Annotated in this window: 25 protein-coding genes; 13 read left to right on the top strand and 12 right to left on the bottom strand. The window is 43.2% G+C overall.

All coding sequences use genetic code 11. From position 1 onward, the window contains the following. Positions 1-64: 64 nt before the first annotated feature. Positions 65-307 (top strand): hypothetical protein, encoded by a 243-nt coding sequence (locus ACN6MY_RS04760; RefSeq protein ID WP_419882965.1) that lies wholly within the window; start codon positions 65-67, stop codon positions 305-307. Positions 308-383: 76 nt separating this feature from the next. Here ACN6MY_RS04760 and ACN6MY_RS04755 read toward each other — a convergent pair whose 3' ends face one another. After that, a complete protein-coding gene (locus ACN6MY_RS04755; RefSeq protein ID WP_419882964.1) occupies positions 384-812 on the bottom strand; it encodes a hypothetical protein in 429 nt (142 codons plus the stop codon). A 121-nt stretch (positions 813-933) separates the two neighbouring features. Beyond that, positions 934-1044, bottom strand: coding sequence for a YjcZ family sporulation protein (locus ACN6MY_RS04750; protein WP_071353283.1), 111 nt, complete (start codon positions 1042-1044; stop codon positions 934-936). A 247-nt stretch (positions 1045-1291) separates the two neighbouring features. On the opposite strand from ACN6MY_RS04750, the gene ACN6MY_RS04745 reads away from it, so the two are divergent. The 8 genes from ACN6MY_RS04745 (at position 1292) to ACN6MY_RS04710 (ending at position 6968) form a co-directional block, all read left to right on the top strand. Then, positions 1292-2431: a zinc-dependent alcohol dehydrogenase gene (locus tag ACN6MY_RS04745; protein ID WP_090991022.1), complete on the top strand. Its 1140-nt coding sequence runs from the start codon at positions 1292-1294 to the stop codon at positions 2429-2431. A gap of 275 nt (positions 2432-2706) precedes the next feature. Beyond that, complete coding sequence (gene hxlA / locus ACN6MY_RS04740) at positions 2707-3336, top strand: 3-hexulose-6-phosphate synthase (protein ID WP_419882963.1); 630 nt, start codon at positions 2707-2709, stop codon at positions 3334-3336. Between the two features lie 5 nt (positions 3337-3341). Then, complete coding sequence (gene hxlB / locus ACN6MY_RS04735) at positions 3342-3899, top strand: 6-phospho-3-hexuloisomerase (RefSeq protein ID WP_419882962.1); 558 nt, start codon at positions 3342-3344, stop codon at positions 3897-3899. Between the two features lie 354 nt (positions 3900-4253). Then, entirely contained in the window at positions 4254-4415 is a 162-nt protein-coding gene (locus tag ACN6MY_RS04730; protein ID WP_419882961.1) for a Spo0E family sporulation regulatory protein-aspartic acid phosphatase, read from the top strand. Between the two features lie 250 nt (positions 4416-4665). Beyond that, on the top strand, positions 4666-5799 hold the full coding sequence (locus ACN6MY_RS04725) for a CAP domain-containing protein (protein ID WP_419882960.1): 1134 nt from the start codon (positions 4666-4668) through the stop codon (positions 5797-5799). 255 nt (positions 5800-6054) lie between these two features. Continuing rightward, positions 6055-6423 carry a hypothetical protein gene (locus ACN6MY_RS04720; RefSeq protein ID WP_419882959.1) on the top strand — a complete coding sequence of 123 codons (369 nt, stop codon included), beginning with the start codon at positions 6055-6057 and terminating at the stop codon, positions 6421-6423. Beyond that, a complete protein-coding gene (locus tag ACN6MY_RS04715) occupies positions 6420-6764 on the top strand; it encodes a hypothetical protein (protein ID WP_419882958.1) in 345 nt (114 codons plus the stop codon). The genes ACN6MY_RS04720 and ACN6MY_RS04715 overlap by 4 nt, the downstream gene beginning before the upstream one ends. 15 nt (positions 6765-6779) lie before the next feature. Continuing rightward, entirely contained in the window at positions 6780-6968 is a 189-nt protein-coding gene (locus ACN6MY_RS04710) for a hypothetical protein (RefSeq protein WP_419882957.1), read from the top strand. Between the two features lie 36 nt (positions 6969-7004). Here the strand turns inward: ACN6MY_RS04710 and ACN6MY_RS04705 are convergent, their stop codons facing one another. Next, positions 7005-8024, bottom strand: a complete 1020-nt coding sequence (locus ACN6MY_RS04705) for a LacI family DNA-binding transcriptional regulator (protein ID WP_419882956.1) — start codon at positions 8022-8024, stop codon at positions 7005-7007. Positions 8025-8556: 532 nt separating this feature from the next. Between ACN6MY_RS04705 and mglB the strand changes: the two genes are divergently transcribed. From mglB to mglC, 3 genes are all read left to right on the top strand, one after another. Then, complete coding sequence (gene mglB, locus ACN6MY_RS04700; RefSeq protein ID WP_419882955.1) at positions 8557-9612, top strand: galactose/glucose ABC transporter substrate-binding protein MglB; 1056 nt, start codon at positions 8557-8559, stop codon at positions 9610-9612. 81 nt (positions 9613-9693) lie between these two features. Next, positions 9694-11199 (top strand): galactose/methyl galactoside ABC transporter ATP-binding protein MglA, encoded by a 1506-nt coding sequence (mglA, locus tag ACN6MY_RS04695; protein ID WP_419882954.1) that lies wholly within the window; start codon positions 9694-9696, stop codon positions 11197-11199. Positions 11200-11211: 12 nt separating this feature from the next. Continuing rightward, entirely contained in the window at positions 11212-12237 is a 1026-nt protein-coding gene (gene mglC, locus ACN6MY_RS04690; RefSeq protein WP_419882953.1) for a galactose/methyl galactoside ABC transporter permease MglC, read from the top strand. A gap of 878 nt (positions 12238-13115) precedes the next feature. Here the strand turns inward: mglC and ACN6MY_RS04685 are convergent. The 5 genes from ACN6MY_RS04685 to ACN6MY_RS04665 all read right to left on the bottom strand — a co-directional run bounded on the left by ACN6MY_RS04685 (position 13116) and on the right by ACN6MY_RS04665 (position 18301). After that, the gene (locus ACN6MY_RS04685) at positions 13116-14105 is read right to left on the bottom strand and encodes a toxic anion resistance protein (protein ID WP_419882952.1); all 990 of its coding nucleotides are present in this window, start codon (positions 14103-14105) and stop codon (positions 13116-13118) included. Further along, positions 14102-14728, bottom strand: a complete 627-nt coding sequence (locus ACN6MY_RS04680) for a 5-bromo-4-chloroindolyl phosphate hydrolysis family protein (RefSeq protein WP_419882951.1) — start codon at positions 14726-14728, stop codon at positions 14102-14104. The genes ACN6MY_RS04685 and ACN6MY_RS04680 overlap by 4 nt, the downstream gene beginning before the upstream one ends. 188 nt (positions 14729-14916) lie before the next feature. Then, complete coding sequence (locus ACN6MY_RS04675; protein WP_419882950.1) at positions 14917-16227, bottom strand: cytochrome P450; 1311 nt, start codon at positions 16225-16227, stop codon at positions 14917-14919. Positions 16228-16330: 103 nt separating this feature from the next. Beyond that, positions 16331-17155, bottom strand: a complete 825-nt coding sequence (locus ACN6MY_RS04670; protein WP_419882949.1) for a radical SAM protein — start codon at positions 17153-17155, stop codon at positions 16331-16333. Between the two features lie 237 nt (positions 17156-17392). Next, on the bottom strand, positions 17393-18301 hold the full coding sequence (locus ACN6MY_RS04665) for an acetamidase/formamidase family protein (protein ID WP_419882948.1): 909 nt from the start codon (positions 18299-18301) through the stop codon (positions 17393-17395). 227 nt (positions 18302-18528) lie between these two features. Here ACN6MY_RS04665 and ACN6MY_RS04660 point away from each other — a divergent pair, with 227 nt between their 5' ends. Then, positions 18529-19920, top strand: a complete 1392-nt coding sequence (locus ACN6MY_RS04660; RefSeq protein ID WP_419882947.1) for an APC family permease — start codon at positions 18529-18531, stop codon at positions 19918-19920. Positions 19921-19983: 63 nt separating this feature from the next. On the opposite strand, the gene ACN6MY_RS04655 is transcribed toward ACN6MY_RS04660, so the two are convergent. The 4 genes from ACN6MY_RS04655 to ACN6MY_RS04640 all read right to left on the bottom strand — a co-directional run bounded on the left by ACN6MY_RS04655 (position 19984) and on the right by ACN6MY_RS04640 (position 23401). Beyond that, the gene (locus tag ACN6MY_RS04655) at positions 19984-21252 is read right to left on the bottom strand and encodes an ammonium transporter (RefSeq protein WP_419882946.1); all 1269 of its coding nucleotides are present in this window, start codon (positions 21250-21252) and stop codon (positions 19984-19986) included. After that, complete coding sequence (locus tag ACN6MY_RS04650) at positions 21249-21653, bottom strand: hypothetical protein (protein WP_419882945.1); 405 nt, start codon at positions 21651-21653, stop codon at positions 21249-21251. Before ACN6MY_RS04650 ends, ACN6MY_RS04655 begins: the two co-directional genes overlap by 4 nt. Before the next feature lie 235 nt (positions 21654-21888). Further along, entirely contained in the window at positions 21889-22578 is a 690-nt protein-coding gene (locus ACN6MY_RS04645; RefSeq protein ID WP_419882944.1) for a pseudouridine synthase, read from the bottom strand. Positions 22579-22669: 91 nt separating this feature from the next. Then, on the bottom strand, positions 22670-23401 hold the full coding sequence (locus tag ACN6MY_RS04640) for a GDSL-type esterase/lipase family protein (protein ID WP_419882943.1): 732 nt from the start codon (positions 23399-23401) through the stop codon (positions 22670-22672). Positions 23402-23461 lie beyond the last annotated feature (60 nt).

The following is a 23461-nucleotide window of genomic DNA, read 5'->3' as shown; positions in this document are numbered from 1 at the left end:
AAGCATAATTTGTGCAGCAGCATACTTTAGAAAGAGGGATTTTATGAAAAAAGGAGGCAAATGCATGCCATTTCAATTTCCAAATGGCGGGAGGGCACCTCAGAGAGGACAGGTAAATAGACGGCCTTTTAATGGGCGCCGCAATCATCTCCCCCGGAATCCAAGAAGCAGAGAGCGAAACGCTGCAGCATCAGAGCACAGCAATTTCTCTGGACTTGGCAATATCATGTCACATGCAGGCAAGGTGAAAAACGGGCTTCAAATGCTCAATCAAGTGCGATCTATTATCTCCCTGTTTAAAAAATGAAAGCGCAAAGCCGCCATCCCACTAAGGATTGCGGCTTTGCGCATTTGCGATGATGCATACAGGCCTTAAAATTTAGTTATCCGTGCTGTCCGGTGCCAGGGCTTGTTGTTCCAGGATATCCTCCCATGCTTCCTCCACCGCCGTAGCCCGGGTATCCTCCCATGCCTCCGCCCCAGTGGCCGGGGTATCCTCCCATGCTTCCGCCGCCCCAGTGGCCCGGGTATCCTCCCATGCTTCCGCCGCCCCAGTGGCCCGGGTATCCTCCCATGCTTCCGCCGCCCCAGTGGCCCGGGTATCCCCCCATGCTTCCGCCGCCCCAGTGGCCCGGGTATCCTCCCATGCTTCCGCCCCAGTGGCCGGGGTATCCTCCTATGCTTCCACCCCAGTGGCCGGGGTATCCTCCCATGCCTCCGCCGTAGCCTGGGTATCCTCCCATGCCTCCGCCGCCGTAGCCTGGGTATCCTCCCATGCCTCCGCTTCCATACATCTGTCTAGTTTCTTCCATGTAAAGCTCCTCCTCGTAAATGGCAGCTGTTTTAGCCGCATGTAAATCTTCCTGCTTGTTAACATGCAGGTATATGAGTTTTGCCAAAAGAACATTTCATGTATCGTTTTATAAACCTTTTTCAGCAGCCAAATCCGCAGCTGCAGCCAATAATTATGATTAATATGAACAAAACGACTATTAAGGCGAAACCTCCGCCAAATCCGTAACCGCCGGCAACACCGTCAGACATCCAATCACTCCATTTCTTCAGGATTTTCTGGGATCCATTTTAAAGTTCCCATTGATTACCTTGTATCCTATGTAGGCTGGATGGCTAGTGACCTAATAAAATTTTAAAAAATTCCTGCACATATCAAAGTACAGCGAATATAAGCGGCAAAAAGAACCTAACGACAACCATGCAAGATTCAGCTAGAAGGAGTACATGGTATCCATGTTGGGTATAAAAAAGGTATTCCAAATTTAGGAGGATGTTTATGAAGGCCGTAACGTTTCAAGGAGCTAAAGATATCCAAGTTAAACAAGTAGAAGATCCAAAGCTGCAAAAAAATGACGATATTATTGTACGCATAACATCCACAGCCATCTGCGGTTCTGATCTTCACATCTATCAAGGAGCATTGCCTGCAGTGCCAGGCTATGTCATCGGCCATGAACCAATGGGCATTGTCGAAGAAATCGGTCCTGATGTGACAAAAGTAAAAAAAGGAGACAGAGTCGTCCTTCCATTCAATGTCTCGTGCGGGCACTGCCATTATTGTGAAAATCACATGGAAAGCCAGTGTGACAACTCTAATTCCAATCCCCATATTGATACAGGCGGCTATTTCGGCTTCACTGAACGCTACGGAAACTATCCAGGCGGACAAGCAGAATATCTTCGGGTGCCATACGGAAATTTCATGCCATTTGTTATCCCTGAATCTGCCGAACAAGAAGACGAGGCCTTTCTATTCTTGTCTGATGTATTGCCTACAGCCTACTGGAGCGTTGAAAATTCAGGGATGAAACCCGGAGATACCGTTGCCGTGCTAGGCTGCGGCCCTGTAGGTTTAATGGCGCAGAAATTCGCATGGATGAAAGGCGCCAAGCGTGTAATTGCGATTGACCATGTTCCATACCGCCTTAACCATGCGAAGAAAATGAATAACTCTGAAATCATTAACTTTGAAGACTATGATAATACCGGTTCTTATATTAAAGAAATCACAAAAGGCGGCGCAGATGTAGTGATTGACTGTGTCGGAATGGATGGAAAAAAATCTGCTCTTGAAGCTATTGAGCAAAAGCTTAAGCTTCAAGGAGGTACACTAAGCCCAATTCAAATCGCAAAAGATGCCGTCAAAAAATTCGGCACCATTCAGCTGACAGGCGTATATGGCTCTATGTACAATATGTTCCCTCTCGGCAATCTCTTTGAACGGAATATTACTCTTAAAATGGGACAGGCCCCTGTTATTCATTATATGCCTGAACTATTCAAGAAAATTATCGACAAGGAATTCGATCCTACCGAGATTATTACTCATAAAGTGCCGCTTGATCATGCAAGCGATGCTTACAGTACCTTCTACAACCATCAAGATGACTGCATCAAGGTTGTATTGAAGCCATAAACCACAACCCGCCTCATTGTTGAGGCGGGTTTTTTCGTACAATCTGCATGTGTACATGTTGTTATGTTCCTAACATGCTACGAAGCATACCACACCATCACCTCCCCTTCCCTTTCGTATACTTTTATACACTATGTAAATAAAAAGTGCGTACTTCTCATAAAGCATTATAGGTAGTACACTTGCTTCAAATAAAATATCCAGATGCTTATTTTCGATGCAGGACGGGTACATTATTTGTGTAAAATAAAACAACTAAAAGAGGAGTGAGCAGCTTGGAATTGCAGCTGGCATTAGATTTAGTAAACATTGAGGAAGCAAAGAAATTGGTCAAAGAAGTTGAAGATCATATTGATATCGTTGAAATCGGCACACCTGTTGTCATCAATGAAGGACTAAGAGCTGTAAAGGAAATAAAAGAAGCCTTTCCTTCCTTAAAGGTTTTGGCTGATTTAAAGATCATGGATGCTGCCGGATATGAGGTGATGAAAGCCTCAGAAGCAGGCGCTGACATTATAACGATTCTTGGCGCAGCAGAAAACGAATCTATAAAAGGAGCAGTTGAGGAAGCAAAAAAACAAGGCAAAAAAATCCTTGTGGATATGATTGCTGTGAAAGACATTGAGGGACGCGCCAAAGAATTGGATGAGCTTGGAGCTGATTACATCTGTGTTCATACAGGATACGATCTTCAGGCCGTCGGACAAAACTCCTTCGAAGATCTGATGGCAATCAAACGGGTAGTGAAGAATGCAAAAACAGCTGTAGCTGGCGGCATTAAACTTGAAACTCTTCCAGAGGTTCTAAAAGCAGAGCCGGACCTTGTAATCGTGGGCGGCGGCATCACAGGCCAAAATGATAAAAAAGCAGCGGCGGCAGAAATGCAAAAGCTGATTAAAGGATAACAAGCATGAAGACCACGCAATATTTCCAGACCATAGTGGACGAGTTAAACCGCTCTGCAGCACAGCTGCCGGACGAAGAAGCAGAACAGCTTGTTAATAAGATTCTTGAATCAAAAAAAATCTTTGCAGCAGGAGCAGGCCGTTCAGGCTTCATGGCAAAATCCTTTGTTATGCGGATGATGCACATGGGCCTGGATGGTTATGTGGTTGGTGAAACGGTAACTCCTAACTTCGAAAAAGGTGATTTAATCATTATCGGATCAGGTTCAGGAGAAACAAAAAGCCTTCTCTCTCTAGCAGAAAAGGCAAAAAGCATCGGAGGAACCATTGCGGCAGTTACTATCTCGCCGGATTCCTCCATTGCAAGCCTGGCTGACATTGTCATTAAGCTGCCGGGGTCCCCCAAGGATAAAACAAATGAAGATAAAACCACCATCCAGCCTATGGGCTCATTATTCGAACAAACGCTGCTGTTATTTTTTGATGCTGTCATTTTGCGCTTTATGGAAAAAAAGGGACTGAATACAACAACTATGTACGGCAGACATGCCAATCTTGAATAAAGCAATACTTCAATCAGCGGGGTTCTTTGGCCGCATTGGAATTTTCACTGCCAGTATTCTCCCGCTTAGATTTCTGCATTGATCTCGAGATGAAAAAGAGTAAAGGCATGCAATAAGCAGGCAGTCTCCTTGCCTGCTTATTGCATTTTAAGGAAGAATGCCTCTTAACCTTGTTAATAAAGTGACTCCCAGGTCTTGAAGGAAGGAGTTACTGCAATTATTGCAGTATAATATATCTCCAGTAATCTGTAATAAAAAACAAAAATTTTACTATAATTCCCAAATACCTGGTTACATTTTGGTCCTTTTTAGTGTAAAATAAAAAAAATTAGTACTAAAGAAGGAGGAACATTCATGCTGCAGAAAAATGAAATCAATTCAATGATAGATTACATCCGCCAAAAAATGATTTCATCTGCCAATACCCTCGGACTTGCTTCCCCGGAGACTATCAAGTTGAGCCAAGAGCTTGATGAATATATTGCCGCCTATCAATTTCAGAATAAGCAAAATTGACCCCTGCCAAACCGCCCCGCCCATCTTCCATTCCACGTTTCACGTGTTTTTCATTTTATGTCTTTCCTTTGTCCAAAAACCATTCCAATTCTGCCATATGAACGTATCCCCCTGAATTTCCTTACATAAATAACCTGTTCCTTAATTTAGAAACTGGCCATCATTCCTGCTATACTTATATTCCGCGCTCCAGCAGAGCTGCACATATAATTTCCAGAAAACGGGCAGAATAAAAATAGAAGCGGAGGGGATGCAGTTGAGGCGGTTCATTCTTCTAATAGGATGCTTGCTGCTCATGTATGTTGTCTTTGTTAAACACTGGGACAGAAATGATTTTGGACATGCTTTTGAAAAAGCGGCAGCACAGATAGAGCAAGCAAAAAATAATCCGGATATTGCAACAGCAATGGATAAAATTTCCTCAGACATTCAAGGAGCGCTGGGCAAGCTGGAAAAAACAGCGGATAAGCTCCCCCAGCAGAAAACGGAATCTGAACAAGCCGCAAAACCTAAGCTAAGCATTCCAACACAGCATGTTTTCACCGTTTATAATATAGGGCTTGGGGATTCTAGAGAAAAGGTGGAAAAAGAAACCGGGCCCGCGAAGCGTTCTTCTTATAATGAGTATGGAACAAAGTGGTACGCCTATCACAAAAACTATCAAAACTTTATGATGGTCTCCTATGATGATAACAATAAAGTGACAGGATTATATACAAACCAAGATCTGATTTCCTCTACGAAAAACATAAAACAGGGAACTCCCAAGCAGGCTGTTTTAAAGCAGCTGGGGTCTCCCCTTGAAAATATCCGAAAAGGCATGGTTTTTTATGAATTCCCAAAAGATCGGGATTATGATGTTTTCCGCGTAGCTGGAAGCTATGTAACTGTTTTTTATGATAAGCATAATGACAATAAAGTCACTTCCTTACAAATCGTAAACGAAAAGCTTGAAAATCACAAAAAAGGCTTTTATGCGCACAATGACGCCGACCTGGAAAAAGGCTTCGAATACCAGCTATTCGATTTGACCAATGCAGCAAGAGTAAACCATCATCTTAACGTACTGTCCTGGGATGGAAATATAAGAAAAACAGCGCTTAAACACAGCGAAGACATGGCGGTCCATAACTATTTTGATCATACAGACCTTAAGGGGCAATCTCCATTTGACCGGATGCATCAAGACAAAATTTCTTTCACTTCTGCAGGAGAAAACCTGGCTTATGGCCAGTTTTCAAGCGTATTTGCTCATGAAGGATTGATGAATTCACTCGGGCACAGGGAGAATATCCTTCAAAAATCCTTTGAATACCTGGGAGTCGGAGTAGCCTTTAATTCAAAGTACCAGCCTTATTACACTGAAAATTTCTTTTCGAAATAAAGAAGGACTTCAAATCGGCGGGTTCACTGATGATCAGCTGTACAAATTGGACTTTTCCGCCCGGTTGTCCGCGGCAAAATTATAAGTGAAAGCTTTCCCGCCAGTTTCGGATAAACCGGCGGGATTTTTTATCCCTATTGTTTTGACGTGCAGGGAAAAAAAACTGCACACAGCCATCACCGGGCATCAGCCCAATCAACCATGGCATTTGCACATATCTTATAGAGATTTAGAAGGATAAAGGAGCGGTGTTTGATGAACCCTTATGGCTACTACTATCCGGAATTTATTCCGCAGCCAGCACAGCATGTATACTCCCAGCCATTCCCCCAGCTTGAGGAGCAGGTGTATTATAATAATCGCAGGCCCCCGCAGAACCAAGGGCTTGAGAGAAGAATAAGCGCCCTTGAAACCCAGAATGAAAACCAGGTTAGAGAGCTTAACCGTTTAAACCAGGAGATACTAAGGTTGAATAAAGAAATTCTTCGCATCAATCAGGAAATTAACCGGCTAAACCGGAACGATGAAACTCATACCCGGCGATTGAACAGATTGAATGTAAGGCTGAGGGCTGTAGAAAGAAATTTAAAAATTCCTTTCGCAGCCTCCGATGATGGATTTTGATCATTATTAAAATACCTTCTAAAAAAATGAACATATATCAGCGGGGGACCTGCCTTCCCCTGCTGGAGGTTAACTTAACCAACCTGATTTTTACGGCAATCATCCCCCGCATCAAAATCAAATTGAACACCAGCCACCAGTCAACAGGGTGGTTTGGCTTATTGTTCGGAATGGTCCACGGATTGGTTTTAATTTTTGACAATACTGAATCACTGAGTCTGCTGGAGGTTTTTGTCCCCTTTGCTTCCAGTTCCCACCGGGTGTCTATGGGGATTGGAATTCTTGCTTTATACAGCTTGCTTCTCCTGATCCTGACTTCTGACATGATGAAGGTCGTTTGAAAAAAAGTATTGCGGGTGATTCACTTTATTTCATTTCCCGGCTATGTCCTCGCTTTGGTCCACGGTATCATCCTTGGCCCGGATACCAGCCATATTGCCATCTTCCTGATGTTTCTTATGACAGGCGGTGCCTCACTCATCCTTTTTCTGCTTACCATTGGAACTGTGAGCAAAAAGAAGACAAGCAACGCCCCGATTCAATAACTGAATGGGGCTTTTTTCGATGTCTTTTCAAAGAATTTAATCTGCGGATATATACTGCCTGCTGCAGGAGCTTTCCCGTATCATCAGCGTGCACGGTGTAACGATTTTTTTTGCAAGTGTCCGATTCGATTGCATTTGCTCCATTAAAAGATCCACAGCCGTTTCCCCCATGAATTCGGTCTCGACCCTTACAGTTGAAAGCGGGGGATGTATATACTGGGCCATTTCGATATCATTGAAGCTGACAATCGAGATATCCTGCGGTACCCTCACCTTCTTTTCATGCAATGCCCTTAAGGCCCCGATGGCCATCGAGTCACTTGCAATGAAAAAAGCGGTCGGGCGGTCAGCGCCGGCCAATGCCTCACTCATTAATTCAAAGCCATCCTCTGCCGTAAAGCGCCCCATCCAAACATACTCTGGGCGGTATAGCCCCTTTATTGCCAAATATTCATAAAAGGCGGCTTCCCGCTCATCACAGATGGGCTGATTGGACTGTACGTACTCGCGGCCGCCAATATAGCCTATTTTGCTGTGTCCCCCGCTAAGCAGGTAATCCAGCACCCCATTCATGGCTTTTCTGATGTCAGGAACCACGCAATCAATACTGTCTGACAAAGCATAGTCCACAAGAACAAAATGAGGGGAAAGATTCCTGAAGCAATCTACATCTTTTTTGCTGTATTTCCCGGCAGCTATTATGCCATGAAGAGATCCTTTAAAATTAGTCCGGTAGCTTTCGCTGGTTTTATAGAGCTTCACAAGATTAATGCCCCGCTCTGCACATGCATTCTCGATACCTAAGCGAATGGATAAATAATAAGGATCGGCTGCCTCCTGATCCTTAGAATACCAATAAAAAAGCCCCACATTCATGACGGCTTTAGCCTGCTGCTTCTGCTGCTTTGCCCTTCTATAATCCATTTCATCCGTAATGGACAAGATGCGGTCTCTCGTATCCGCCGCTACAGAAAGGCTATCATCATCATTTAATACACGTGAAACAGTTGCAATCGAGACTCCTGCCTTCTTTGCAATATCCTTTAATGTTGCCACTATTGCTGCACCTGCCCTTATAATAAGCTTTCATTTATCCCGAAATAAACGGCCTGCAAGATTTCCGCTTCAAGTCAGTAGTCTTCAAAGAGGTTAAGAGATAGATAACACCCCGTATCCCGGTTCCAGCACAAACATCAACGGGATAAGTTAGCATCCCCTCTGCTGCAAGTTTGTTACAGCATATATCCTCTTACTTATATCTGATTTGTGCTATTTAAATATTTTGCTAAAACTGATTCACTAAAAAGTTTACTATCTTTCCTTTTAAGTATCTACATAAAATAATTACGCTTACAATATTTTTAATAAAAAGATAACAGATTCATAAATTATATAAAAATTAAATAGGTCCTAAGTACAAAAATACTGCATATATTCACTTAAAAATACCAAAATAAGAAATTTATATTAAATTACTAAAAATTTTTATTGTAATATTTTTAGTAAAACCGTAAACTAATTGTAAATGTTTGCGCTTTCAGCAAACGCTTACCAGTTGTTACACATAACAAAAAAGGGGAATGATGAAATGCTAAACAAGAAAAAAGGTGTCATCCTGTCTTTAACAATGGCTTCAAGTATTTTGCTCGCTGCCGGATGCAGCGATACAACAGGCGGATCAGGCGGATCAGATAAAGGCGATCTTCCAGCTGTTGGCGCAACCATCTACAAATTTGATGATAACTTCATGTCTTATGTCCGCCGTTCCATGGACACAGCAGCAAAAGGCAAAGTAAAGCTTATGCTGAACGATTCCCAGAATGATCAGTCAAAACAGACCGAGCAAGTGGACACTCTGATTGCAAAAGGCTCTAAAGCACTGGCCATCAACCTTGTTGACCCTAAGGCTGCCTCTACAATCGTAGATAAAGCAAAAGCAAAAAACCTTCCTGTCATCTTCTTCAACAAAGAACCGGATGCAGCGGTAATGAAAAGCTATGACAAGGCATGGTATGTTGGTACAACCTCTTCTGAATCCGGTGTGATCCAGGGTGAAATGGTAGCAAAATCATGGGAAGCCAACAAAGCGAAATGGGATAAAAATAAAGATGGAAAAATCCAGTACGTATTGCTGAAAGGCGAACCAGGGCATCCAGATGCTGAAGCGCGCACAAAGTATGCAATCGATACGATAAAAGGAAAAGGCATCGAGGTCGATCAGCTTGCATTGGATACAGCTATGTGGGATGCAACGAAAGCAACAGAAAAAATGGATGCCTGGATCGCTAAATACGGCGATAAAATTGAATATGTAATCTGCAACAACGATGGAATGGCACTTGGGGCCATCGCTTCTCTAGAAAAAGCGGGGTACTTCACTGGAGACAAATACATGCCTGTTGTAGGTGTGGATGCAATTCCTGAAGCACTTGAAATGATTGAAAAGGGCAAAATGGCCGGAACAGTGCTGAACGATGCAAAAAACCAGGGTAAAGCTACAATCGATCTTGCAGCAAATGCAGCAAAAGGCAAGGATGTCCTTGCAGGAACTGACTGGAAACTGGATGATTCAAAAGCGGTGCGTGTTCCTTACGTAGAAGTGACTAAAGATAATATCGACGTTGGTAAAGCCGCTTACAAGTAATAAAACTATCAAAATATGAGAGGCACATTTCCTTTCAGTGCTTCTCATATTTTTTAAATGGTCATGCGAGGAGGTTCGCTCATGTCAGAAGCGGGTACTGCTTATCTACTTGAAATGCAGAATCTAACAAAGAAATTCCCCGGAGTCATCGCTCTTCAGGATGTAACACTAAGAGTAAAGGCCGGGACGGTACATGCCTTGATGGGTGAAAATGGAGCAGGGAAATCCACATTGATGAAATGCTTGTTTGGCATTTATTCCGTGGATGAAGGCCGGGTTCTCCTGGATGGCCAGGAGGTTCAGTTCTCCACATCCAAGCAGGCACTTGAAAACGGAGTATCCATGGTTCACCAGGAGCTGAACCAGGTCCGCCAGCGAAATGTAATGGATAATATCTGGCTCGGACGATATCCCAAAAAAGGGATCTTCATAGATGAAAAGAAAATGTACGAAGATACAGTTGCCATTTTCAAAAATCTTGATATAAAAGTAGATCCGCGAAGCAAAGTCAGCACATTATCCGTTTCAGAAATGCAGATGGTTGAAATTGCAAAAGCTGTCTCCTATCATTCTAAGATCATCGTAATGGACGAGCCTACTTCCTCCCTAACTGAAAGAGAAGTAGAGCACTTGTTCAAAATCATTAAAAAGCTGCAAAGCGACAATATCGCAGTAATTTACATATCCCATAAAATGGAGGAAATCCTGCAGATTTCTGATGAAGTTACCATCATGCGCGATGGCAGGAGCATTGCCACCAGACCTGCCGATGAGCTTACTACAGATGAAATCATCAAACTGATGGTCGGGCGAGACCTTTCACACCGCTTCCCTGACAAAGTAAACCATCCAGGAGAAGTCATCCTGAAGGTATCTGATTTAACGGCTGTTACCCAGCCGTCCTTTAATAATGTCAGCTTTGAACTTCGCAAGGGAGAAATTCTCGGAATTGCAGGACTCGTCGGATCAAAGCGGACTGAAGTGGTCGAAGCACTATTTGGAATGAGGGCTTTAACTTCTGGAACCATTGAGCTGCACGGAAAGAAAATTGTCAACAATTCACCGCAGGATGCAATCAAAAACGGATTTGCCCTTGTAACGGAGGAACGGAGGACAACTGGGATCTTTCCAGAACTCAGCATCAGCTTCAACTCTATCATCGCCAATCTGCCGCGCTATAAAACAAAAGGCGTATTCCTTTCAGACGGCAAGGTGCATGAAGATACAAGCTGGGTCATTAACTCCATGAAGGTAAAAACCCCTTCACAAAAAACGCCAATCGGCAGTTTGTCGGGCGGAAATCAGCAGAAGGTCATCATTGGACGCTGGCTGCTAACGAATCCTGAAATACTTTTGCTTGATGAACCTACAAGGGGAATCGATGTAGGAGCTAAATTTGAAATTTACCAGCTCATCAATAAGCTGGCAGCAGATGGAAAAGGGATTATCATGATTTCCTCTGAAATGCCAGAGCTTATAGGTGTTACAGACCGCATCCTTGTCATGAGCAGCGGAAAAGCAGCTGGAATCATCGATACAGCAGCCGCTTCACAGGAAGAAATCATGCGGCTCGCAGCCCTGTATTAGGAGGAGAGTACAATGAATAATGAAGCATCAAAGAAATCTGGATTTAATTTAAAATGGCTCGTCGATAATGTAATTTATGTAGTGTTATTGCTTTTGGTAGTTGTAATTGTCATTGCTTCTCCGGACTTTTTGTCGGTTACTAACTTTTTAAATATCCTAAGCCAATCATCTTCCCGCATCATTATCGCCCTTGGCGTGGCCGGAATATTGATTACATTCGGAACTGACTTGTCAGCCGGACGGATGGTCGGCCTTGCTGCTGTAATTTCAGCATCTCTTTTGCAGGCTTCTGATTATGCGTACCGCATGTACCCGCATTTGGCAGAACTGCCGCTTTTTGTGCCAATCTTAATCGCTATGATCGTTACAGGTCTTATCGGCGCGCTTAATGGCGTCATTGTCTCAAAGCTTCACGTGCCGCCTTTCATCGCCACTCTCGGCATGATGATTACCGTATACGGACTTACCTCGATCTATTTCGACCGTCCTCCATATGGAGCACAGCCGATCGGCGGTTTGAGCCAGGCTTTTACCACATTTGCACAACGAGGCATTCCAATCGGATCCTATGAATTGCCGTACCTTGTCATCTATGCTGCTATTGTCTCCATCATCATCTGGGTGATTTGGAATAAAACCCAGCTTGGAAAAAACATGTATGCAATTGGAGGAAATCCTGATGCTGCCAAGGTTTCAGGCGTAAACGTTACAAAAAACCTGATTATCATTTATACAATTGCTGGTTTATTGTACGGATTCTCCGGCGCCCTTGAAGCAGGACGCGTCGGCAGTGCCACAAACAACACAGGAAACATGTACGAACTTGATGCCATCGCGGCCTGCGTTGTAGGAGGCGTATCCCTATCAGGCGGTATCGGAACAGTTCCCGGAGTTATTACAGGGGTTCTTATTTTCCAAATCATCAACTACGGACTCGCCTTCCTTGGAGTCAGCCCGTACATACAATTCATCGTCAAAGGAGCCATCATCATCCTGGCTGTAGCCTTTGATATGAGAAAACATGCCAAAAGGAAATAACCTTACGGCTAAAACCTTCAGCGGATATTCGCTGAAGGTTTTTTTATTGAAGATTTCGTTTAAAAACCTGCTTTCAATAGTATCTTCTGCGGTAATTAAGAGAGTTTTTCCAGAAAGCGATGTTTTGACCTCTTTAACCAGGAATACAGACCGCAATAATTCCCAGTTAAATGGATAATCGATCCAAATCTGCTGTCATTCGAACCAAATCCCACATCTTTAGAGCCAAATTGGGCTTGATAAGGGCGAAATCCTGATTTTAATGAGCGAAAGGCACTTTTTCGGGTATCTTTACAATAATTATTTGTACTTATCCTCTTCTTCAGCTCAACAAAAAAAAGACCCGCAAAGGTCCATAAATTTGAACTATTTATTTGATTATGCCAAGTTTTTAGCCGAGTAATTTGCCTGTACCGATGATAAAAGTAAGTATGGCCAATAGCCCTAAAGTTAAAAGTAATGCTGTCATACTCCTCATGCCTGATTTCCAATCTTTCATCCCTCTAAGTCCAATGAAGCCTATAAAAAAAGAAATGATGGTAAGAGTGAAGATTATGTTTAATGAAGTTTCAATTGAATTGAAAACACCTGTAAAACACACGAACAAGAACAATCCCCAACAAACAAATGACGCAATGAATGAGTAAAGGTTCATTCTTTGGGCCATGCTCCCTCATTCCCTTCTCAAATAAAATTGCTCGTTTCCTCATGCAGGATCGGCTGAAATATAACTAAATTTTACCATATGATAAACCCATACTCCTACAACTTTTCAGGGTTTGAAAAGCCTATTCTGCTGCGTGCAGCGTTACAGAATATGAAGCATAATAATAGCGGCACGACATAAAAAACCAGTAAAGCCCCTTCACTGGTTTTCATTAGTCTGCTTTTATAATAGCAAGCAGTTTCTTACAGGCTGAAGATAGTGTCTGCACATCCATCAAGCCGCTCTGCTGCTCTTTAACTGTGTTGGCAGTTACTGTCTTGAGAATTTCTGCATTCTTTACAAACAATTCATTTTCAGCTTCTGTAACTTGGTCCCACATCTTACGGGTACGCGGTTTCCTTAGCTGCGATATGGCCATGGCCACCTGGTTTTTCCAGAGTGAAACGGCTGTCATGATAGATATTTCGATTTTATCGGCAAGCGCGGAATTGGCCTGAAGAATCAGAGAAATTTGCGGCGCACTTTGCACAGCGATTTCACGGCTTAATTTTAAATCGTATAAACGCTGCCCCAATTTCTGAGCAGTATCATCTTCCAGCTTTTCATCCAGCAAAGCCCGGCTTGTGTCCCAGTTTCTCTGATTCACATCCAGCTCCATGGCTGTAAGCTTGATTTCCCCCGCAGCAATATAGCTATTAAGCAGGCGCAAAGATTCTTCATTGATGCGAGACAGCTTCTCCAGCAAAAACATATCGGATAACAGTGCTGTTCTGCAGCGTTCCGCCTTCACTGTCAGCCGGTCTATTTCCGCACTCGCCTTTTGGAATTTGGAAATCAGTTCTTGCGGTGCTGCTCCCCTTTTGCCAAAAATCTTTTGCCAAAAAGAAGATCCATCCTCCAAAAGCTCGTTAGGATCAAGCTCTGTCAGCTTTGCAGCAAGCTTGCTTATCACGTCACCTGCAAAGGCAATATCTCTTTTTTGAATATGCTTCAACAGCTTATCCGAGAGATAAGAAAGGTTCTGCTGAGCCTGTCCTCCAAACGACATGATTGCGCTATGATCCTTCAAGTCCAGCTGATTGGCGAGCCTTTTAGCTTCTTCCCGATTTTCCGCTGATAACAACCCGGCTGCATCATGCGCCTCTCTAAGCCCCTGGCCATAGCCCTCCATGATTACCCCCGCTTTCAGGTCTCTAATCAAGATTCCCTCATGGCCTTCATAGAATGCCTGGCCACATCCAGTTCATAGTGGAGCTGGTCAATATCATTCGATAAAGTCTGGAATAAGTCTTGTTCGATTGTTGCATTAAGCTCAACAAGCATGCTGCGGGTATCCTGCAGCGTTTGTGTGATTTCCTTGCTTTTCCTTGGCTGCGAAGATAGCAGGATATACTTTTCAGTAAGCTCCACGGCCGAATCCAAATGAGAAAAATAAAAGCGCTCAGCAAGATAAAAACGTTTAGGTTCTTTTCTTGTAAGGTGATAAATTTTTCTGGTGATTCGCACTAATTCCAGCCTTTCTTTCAAAAAAGAAATTTGGCGGATTGATAATAAAGATTTATGCAAACGATGGATTTTTGCTTTTGCTTCGTCCAGGTTGCCTTTAATATATTGATATTCTTTTCTTGATAGCCCATGCTTTCTCAAAAACCGAATCTTCATATAAAGAGAAACAAACAGATACACCACTGCCCCGGCACCCAATGCATAAGCACTCGAAAGCAAAAAGGGCTGATTGATGGCAAAGTAACTGCCAAGCCAAACAAAAACTGCTGCAGGGATCGCAAAAAACAGTTGAAGGACAACAGTTAAAAATGGATTCATTGTATATCGACTCCTGACTTAATCTCTACCATTATCCTATCATTTTCCGGAGAAAAAAGTAAGAAAAAGTAAATCATATTCTCCATACATTCTACATAAAACCGCGGACTTTATCTATACACCGCGGGTTTTATCAGCACTAAGCCCTAAGCCGTATTGTGCCCTGCATTCTCCTGAATATCCTGTCTTCATTCATTTAACTCTACCGATGCTTTAAGCCCGCCTTTTACTCTCAGAGAGACAAGGGGCTCAGGTATTATTTCTTTTTCTTTGTGGCGGAACTCTGCTTTCTCTATTAATACGGCCAGAATCAATACAGCTTCCATCATGGCAAAACGCGAGCCGATGCAGCCCCTGGGACCGCCCCCGAACGGAAAATACGTATATGGCTCATACGATTTTCCTGGACTAAAGCGTTCTGGCTGGAAGGAATACGGATCCTGGAAGACAGCTGAATTCCTATGAATGGCATAAGGGGAAATGAGAAAAGAGCTTTTAGCAGGGAAGGTTTCCCCCAGTATATTAATTGACTGCCTGGACTCTCTTAAAATAATCCATGCAGGAGGATACAGCCGCAGTGTTTCCTCTATTACTTGTTTGGTATATATAAGCTGCATGAAGGTTTCAAAGCTATAGGGCTTATGGCATTGCTTTACTTCAGCCAGCACCTTTTCCCTCGCTTCGGGATGCTTGCTCAATAGATAGAACACCCATGTCAGGAGACTAGCGGTCGTTTCGTGGCCAGCTAAAAGCATGGTCATCATCTGATCCCTGATTTCCTCATCAGAAATATAATTGCCATCTTCATCTTTCGTTTCTATCAGCATCCCCAATAAAGAATCGTCAGGAAATTCCTGCTGTTTTGCTCTATTCAGGGTGTTATATATCATCGTCTCCAGCTCTGAAATTGCATGTTTGTGATTGCGGTTCCCCCTTGTTGGAAATCCCAGCGGAAGACTCAGCGGAGAAAACAGTGTGCCAGCTGTCTGGACAATGGTGGTATCCACTGCGTCCGATAGCCTTTGTTTATCTTCATCCACTGAAGCGTGAAACATGGTCTTAGTGATAATTGACAGTGTAAGCTGCATCATTTCTTCATGAACATCAATGACGCTCCCATTTTGAAGACTATCTGCAAATTTTTTGGCTTCTTCAACTACAGTCCTGGCATAGCCGTTTATGCGCTCTTTATAGAAAGCAGGCTGCATATACTTCCTCTGCTGCCTGTGCTGATTATGTTCCGATGTCAGCAGGCCGTCTCCTATAGTTCGTCTCAGTACATTTGAAGACCTCCCTTTTACGAGCTCGCTTTCATGAGTAACAAGCAAAGCTCTGATAAACTCAGGGGAATTTACCACATACGTGGATTGAAAAGTGCCTGTTCTTAATGAAACAACATCTCCTTTATCAGCTGTCTCTACCAAAAAGCCAAGCGGATCACGCTGAAAATGAAAGAAATTTTTCACTCTCGACCGGTCAATATCGATCACTCTGCTCATAGAAACCCTCCATTTTCTGTAATGCGGTATGTCTTCTCAGCATATCAGACTCATCACTGATTTTCCGTTTTCAGCATGCTGCCCGCACACCGGAATGCGCTCTCTAATTCCCGGGACCGAAGCCAGGTTTAGAAACATAAATTCCTTCATGGCCAAACTCCTGCTGCAGCATTCTGAGGACTACTTTATATGCGGTTGGATTGTACCATTTTTCCATGCCTGTTTTTTTATAAATCTCATATATCCCGAGGTTTTCTGTTCGCTTTCCCCTGCTTCCGTCTCCCATCCAATAATCATCAATGGCAACCCGGTCGGCAATGTTCTTCAGCTTTTTTGGAAACTCCCTTGAACACGGAAGGAGCGGCGAAACGGCTGCCTGAGCAGTAATACCGGCTTCCCTGATTGCTTTCAAGGCCTCCATCCTGGCTTGAATAGGAGGAGCAGATGGAGAAAAGGCTTTTCTGATATCTTCTTTATCCGTTTCAATTGTCATGGATACTCTAATCTTGTCTCCAAATTCCTTAAACAAGTCTATATCGCGCTTTACAAGAGGAGAGCGTGTTTGAACGTGAAGAAAATCCGGACTTTCATCAAGCATGACTTCCAATAGACTGCGGGTTAGATTTGTTTTAACCTCTATAGGCTGATACGGATCAGTAGAGGACGACATAAAAATGGTGACAATTCCTTTCTTCCTTGCCTTCGCCAATTCCTTTTTCAGCAGCTCAGCCGCATTGGTCTTAACATCCACCCAGCTTCCCCACTCTTCCTCGCGGTAAAGCGAAAGCGGAAGCTGCCTGACGTAGCAATATTCACACGCAAATGAGCATCCGGCATAAGGATTCAATGAATGTGTATAATCATCCAAAGCTCCTTTTCCCGGAGTCAGAATGCTTTTGGAAACAATATCTTTCAGCTGTAATTTCACTTTATCACCTTTCTATGATGAGACTATAACTTTCTATGTTTAATTGCCCAGATGATTTTTTGTTGTATAAAGGTTCTGTTAAACTTGCCTGCTGATTTCCGTTCAAGATGCTAGACTACAATTCAAAGTCTTTATAAAAAGTGTATCACGGACAGGTGCAAAAACCACTTTATCAGCTTTTTGTTCCATATAAAAAGGACCCAAGCCAAAGCTTAAGTCCAGGAAAGATATAGCATGTCATAGAGAAAACAGTTTGATGCCGTATGCATCAAGCACCCACTGCGGGACGAAAAATCTCGCTGTCAAAAGCGGATCGACGATTTGGGAGATTTGGGCCTGCCCAACTGCACTCATCAGCATGGTCATATGATTGATCGTTAAATCTGTATGCGGAAGAAGTAAATCTATCATTTCTTCCACTGACTTTTTTGACGCCTCATCCAAAGTCGGCGCAGACACGATGGTTGCAGCGCCTTCATCTGAAATCAGGACCGGATGTTCAATCGACTGTCCTTTAATCACTGATAGCGTAACAGTTACCTTGCCGGGAATTTCAATGCCGGATACACCCACTTCACCGTCACCCATTGCAGCATGAAGATCGCCCAGTGCAAATAGGGCACCTTCCGCAAAAACAGGGAACAGCAGGGTTGCTCCTTCCGTGATTAATTTCGTATCCATATTCCCGCCATGGGCCCCAGGCGTTCCGCACGATACCGGTTCTCCATCTGGCGCAACGCCAATTACGCCAACCATCGGATTTAGCGGAATATGAAGGCGCTCATCAAAAATGGCTTTTCCCTCTTTAATCGGGATCATCTTTGCTTCAAACTCCTGAAGCCTATGTCCCATCACTCCTAATTCAGGACCTACTGTCATCACTCCTTCATCACCTAACTCTATCTTTTCTATTTTGACTGCCAAAATATCTCCTGGCTGTGCTGTTTCTACAAAAATCGGCCCAGTTGCCGGATTGATCCTGTCCCAGTCAATAGAGTTAATTCCTGTATCGTTTGAAGTAATTTGATTCTCGAAACAATCAAAGGTTTCAATTGTTATCGTTGAACCGGCAGCCACACTCTGTATGGGCTCATTTTTTTTGCTGAAGGCATAAATGGCTTGTTGCTTGCATTCTACAATTTCCACCGAGAAAACCCCTTTAACGATTTTTATATTATTATACGTAATCATAATGAATAATTAAACTAATTAGAATTATCTAAATTATACTAACTAATATATTGACACCAAACCTTCAGCGAACTAAACTATTAACATCGTAAACGAGTGCTGCAGCAGCACCTGAAAGGAGCGATCCCTGAATAAATAACAGAAAATTCTAATAACATTTTTTGGAAATGGGGGGGAATTTAATGGCACAAGCACAAAAGACAGCCGGGACTACAGCGCAGCAGCCTCCTTCAAAAGGCTATAAACAGGAATTAAATCGGGTTTTAACCTTTAAGGATTTGCTCATTTATGGAATGATTTTTATGGTTCCGATTGCACCAATGAGTGTATATGGAATCGTTTCTAAAGAAAGCTTCGGGATGGTCCCGCTTGTTTATCTGGTCGGCATCATCGCAATGGTATTTACAGCACTCAGCTATAGCAGAATGAGCCGTGAATTCCCTGTTGCAGGATCTGTTTATTCATATGTCCAGCGGGGATTGAACCCTCATATCGGGTTTTTATCAGGCTGGATGATACTGGTGGATTATATTTTGGCTCCTGCCCTGTTATATGCATTCTCAGGCCTTTGGCTCCATAGTCTTGCTCCATCAATCCCTACATTTGTCTGGGTGCTGGCCTTTATCGCGATTAATACCATTGTCAATGCTATAGGCATCCAGATGGCTGCCCGGGCCAATTTTATCTTATTAGGAATTGAATTGATTGCCCTGTTAGTTTTCATTGGTTATGCGTTAAAGTTTGTTTTCGCTGACGGAATGGGTGCGGGCGGATTCTCGCTAACTCCTTTATTCCAATCAGAGCACGTAAATATCGGATTTATTGCAACAGCAACATCAATAGCTGTATTAAGCTTTCTCGGCTTTGACGGCATCAGCACGCTGTCTGAGGAAACGAAAAATCCAACGCGGACGGTAGGAAAGGCAACAGTGGCTGCACTGATCATACTAGGACTGATTTTCATGGCAGAAACCTACATGGCAGCCCTGATTCATCCAGCATACAAAAATCTTGATCCGGATATGGGGTTTTTCGACATTGCCAGGGAAGCTGGCGGAAGCTTTCTTTATTACATGCTGATCATTGTAAATGTCCTGGCATCCGGCATTGCAAATGCACTAGCCGCCCAGTCAGCCATTTCAAGGATTTTGTATTCCATGAGCCGCGATAAGCTTCTGCCTGGCTCAAGCTTTTTCGGAAAAATCCACCCGAAATACAAAACGCCATTCAACGCAACTCTTTTTGTCGGAGTTTTGTCTATAATTGCTGCGAATTTTTTATCCATTGAAACCATTATCAAATTTGTAAACTTCGGAGCATTAACCTCCTTCATGCTGCTCAATATTACGGTGTTTGTGTATTTTTATATCAAAAAGAAAATGCGCAGCTTTAAAGATTCCATTAAATACCTGATGCTTCCTCTCGTCGGCTTTGCGATTATCGCTTACGTATGGTCCGGATTCGATAAGATGACATTCCTCGCCGGTTTCAGCTGGCTTTTAATCGGGATTATTGTCGGTGCGGTTAAATCAAAAGGATATAAAGTGGTTCCTGAAGCTTTGAAGGATATGTAGATTCCAGACGGTACTTACTTTACTTGATAAAGGAAAGGAGATGCAGCGATGCACCTCCTTTTTTTAGTCTTTATTATCAGGAAACATATTTTCCGCTTTGATAAAATCGGCTGAATCATGGGTCGCCATGATTCCATGATAGCTGATATCCAGGCCAATATCTTCTTCTTCCTCTGTTGAACGGATTGGCACCCAGATTTTTATCAGCTTTAAACCAAACCAGGTTAATAAAAAGCCCCAGGCACACAAAACAGCTAAGCCGAGCAGCTGTACGGCAAGCAGCTTCCATCCGCCTCCTGTAAATAGGCCGCCGTCTCCAGAGAAGAACCCGACCGCTATGGTTCCCCAGACTCCTGAGGCGGCATGAACAGGAAAGGCACCAACCGGATCATCAATTCGTTTCGCTTCCAGCCAGCTTGTGGCGGCAAGCATAATCATACCTGCTGAGGCACCGATAAAAATCGCGGCACCATCACTGACATAGGCACAGCCCGCCGTAATACCGACAAGTCCTGCCAGGGAGCCATTAATCACAGCCGGGGCATCTGAACGACCGTAAATAAATAATGTGTATATTAAGCAAGCCGCCCCGCCTGACGCAGCAGACAGCATGGTCACGACAGCAATATGCCCAATCCGGCCGTCAGTAGCCTGCAGCGTGCTGCCTGCATTGAAGCCAAACCAGCCAAACCAAAGTAAAAACGCTCCCACCGAGGCTAAGGGAAGATTGCTCGGCAAGGCAATCGAGCTTTCAGGCCCTAAGGTAAACTTTCCTGCTCTTGGCCCGATAAGCTTAGCGGCCGCCAATGCAGAGAATCCTCCCAAGGCATGAATCACAGCAGAGCCCGCAAAATCCTGCATGCCCAATTTGCCCAGCCAGCCTCCTCCCCATACCCAGTGTCCGGCAATAGGATAAATAAAGACCGTCATCAGCACAACATACAGCAAATAAGCACGGAAATTTATCCGTTCAGCCACTGCGCCTGAAACAATGGAGACAACAGCAATGACAAAGGCTGCTTGAAACAGCCAAAAGGTGTCATTGGATATTGAAAGTTTCAGGTGGGAAAGATCACCGTTTAACAGAAAGCCGCTTTTCCCTGATATCCCCAGATAATCAGCACCCCACATCAAGCCAAATCCAGCCAGATAATAACAAAGCGTGCCGATTGTAATATCCGCGAATACCTTCATTATGATATTAACGCTATTTTTTGAACGTACAAAACCTGCCTCCAGCAAGGCAAATCCGCCTTCCATCAGCAAAATCATGGCTGCCGTAAGAACAACCCAGATGGTATCAAGGCCTGCATGTATTTCATGTATCGTCATTTTTCGGCGTCCCTCCATTCCCTGATTTCTTCTATTAAGGAATGCGGCAGAACAATCCTTTCCTTTTCAGGTTCTTCCTTCAGCATCGCAGTCATTTCATTCATATCATTTATCTGCTTTTTTAATTGCTCAATTGCTGCAAATCGTTCTTTTACATATACAAGATATTCGACAGCTTGATGATGTGCAGGAGGGCGGCCCGCAAAAAACTTTCTCACTGATGACAATGACTGATACCAGGCTTCTTCCGCTCTTTTTTTCTGTTCATATTTTTTTATTTTTTCTTTAATCCTGTCAATCTCATGTTCTCGTTTATCTCTAAGACTTTGAATTATTTCAATCATTTCTTCATAGGTAACTGTAAAAGCGATATTCTGGTAATAATCATTATATACATCCATGTTATATCTCCTCACATGAAAATGTTACTTTTTCTGATTATATGAATAATTGGCCTTCAAGTCAATAAAAGAACCGCAGCTTTGGCATTGAGCAAACACTAAGAAGAACGGTCATGAGCAATGAATAACCTCCCCAAAAGGAAATTGGGTAAAAAAATTTTATAAAAAGGCATCCTTACTCCATTGAACGTAAAAAAAGATCCCGCTATTCTACACTAAGCGAAACCTTAGTTAATTATGATAACAGCAAGAATAGCACCTTCAGTTCTTCTTCTGTGAGATTTCTCCACTGTCCCCGTTCCAGTTCATCTAAAAGGATATTCATGATCCTTACTCTTTCCAGCTTCTCCACTTTATATCCGAGTTCTTTGCACATCCGCCTTATTTGACGGTTAAGCCCTTGTGTCAGAATGATTCTGAACACAAATTCATTGACCTTTTGTACGTCACACCGCTTTGTCACCGTGCCCAATATCTCTACCCCAACAGACATCTTTTCAATGAAAGCATCTGTGATGGGATGATCCACGGTCACAATATATTCTTTTTCATGCATGTTCCCGGAATGCATGATTTTATTGACAATATCTCCGTCATTCGTCAATAAAATCAATCCAACAGAATCCTTATCCAGCCTGCCCACCGGAAAAATCCTGGCAGGGAAATGGACAAAATCTATTATATTTCCTTCCACATGCTTTGCTGCCGTACAGGTAATGCCAGCAGGCTTATTCAGCATCAGATACACATGCTCCTTTTTACTGGGGATAGGATTCCCGTCAATTAAAATATCATCATCACATTCAACTAGTGTATCCTTCATGCAAACCAGCCCATTTACCGTGATTCTCCCAGCCATAATCAGCCGGTCTGTTTCCCTCCTGGAGCAATAGCCTGTCTCACTTATATACTTATTAATCCTCATGTTCAACCTGCTTTCGTCTGATTCTGCTATTCTAGCTGAAATACAAAATAAAAACACCTGATTTTTTTAGTATCAGATGTTTTTGGCTTCATTACTTCTTCATCATCGCTTTCCAGAATTCACCTGCGATCACTTTGTAGCCGCTTAGTGATAAATGGATATTTTGCTTATTTGTAATATATTCTTTGTATTTTTTAGCAATCAGCGATTCTGTCGCTACATAGGTATCCTTATATTGCATGGTAACTGTCTGGATTTGCGCGTTAAGCGCTTTCAAAAGCGGCAATAATGCTGCCTGCTGATCTTTTGGCATATATGGATATGGATTATAATAGCCCATTACATACACCTTCACATGCGGGTTAAGCTTATGGATAGTGGAAAGGATTGTCTGCAGATTCGAGCTCACGGCAGAAATGGCTTCCGATACATGCGCTGGGTCATTAAGCTTGCCGAGAAGGTCATTCGCTCCTATATCCAGGGTGATGTGTGTGGCTTCTTTTACTTCTTTTCTTATCTTCCCGCTTTTTAGAAGGTCCGTTTTGACCTGTGCAGATGTATAGCCGGGAACACCAAAGTTATCGAAGTCATCGAGCTTATACTTGTACTTATTCGCAGAAAAGTCTCCTGCAAGATAATCCGCATAACTGTAGTCGATATAGCCATTGGGTGTCTGCCCTGCCGCCAAAGAGTCCCCTAAAGCAACATACTGCACGTGCTGAGGAAGGTCCTTCTGCACTGGTTTTGCCATGGCGCTAAAAGGCAGCCAAATACATAAAACACCGGCCAGAGCCAAGCTGGCCGCTTTCTTTTTCCCGTTCATCACAATCTCCCCTTTTGGTATAATATACCTAAAATCAACTCCTCTCCTAAATTCTTTTCT

It is taken from the genome of Peribacillus sp. B-H-3, assembly GCF_048572925.1.
GTDB lineage: Bacteria > Bacillota > Bacilli > Bacillales > DSM-1321 > Peribacillus.
The sequence above is the reverse complement of the archived record's forward strand: the minus strand, read 5'-3'. Positions and strand labels throughout refer to the sequence as shown.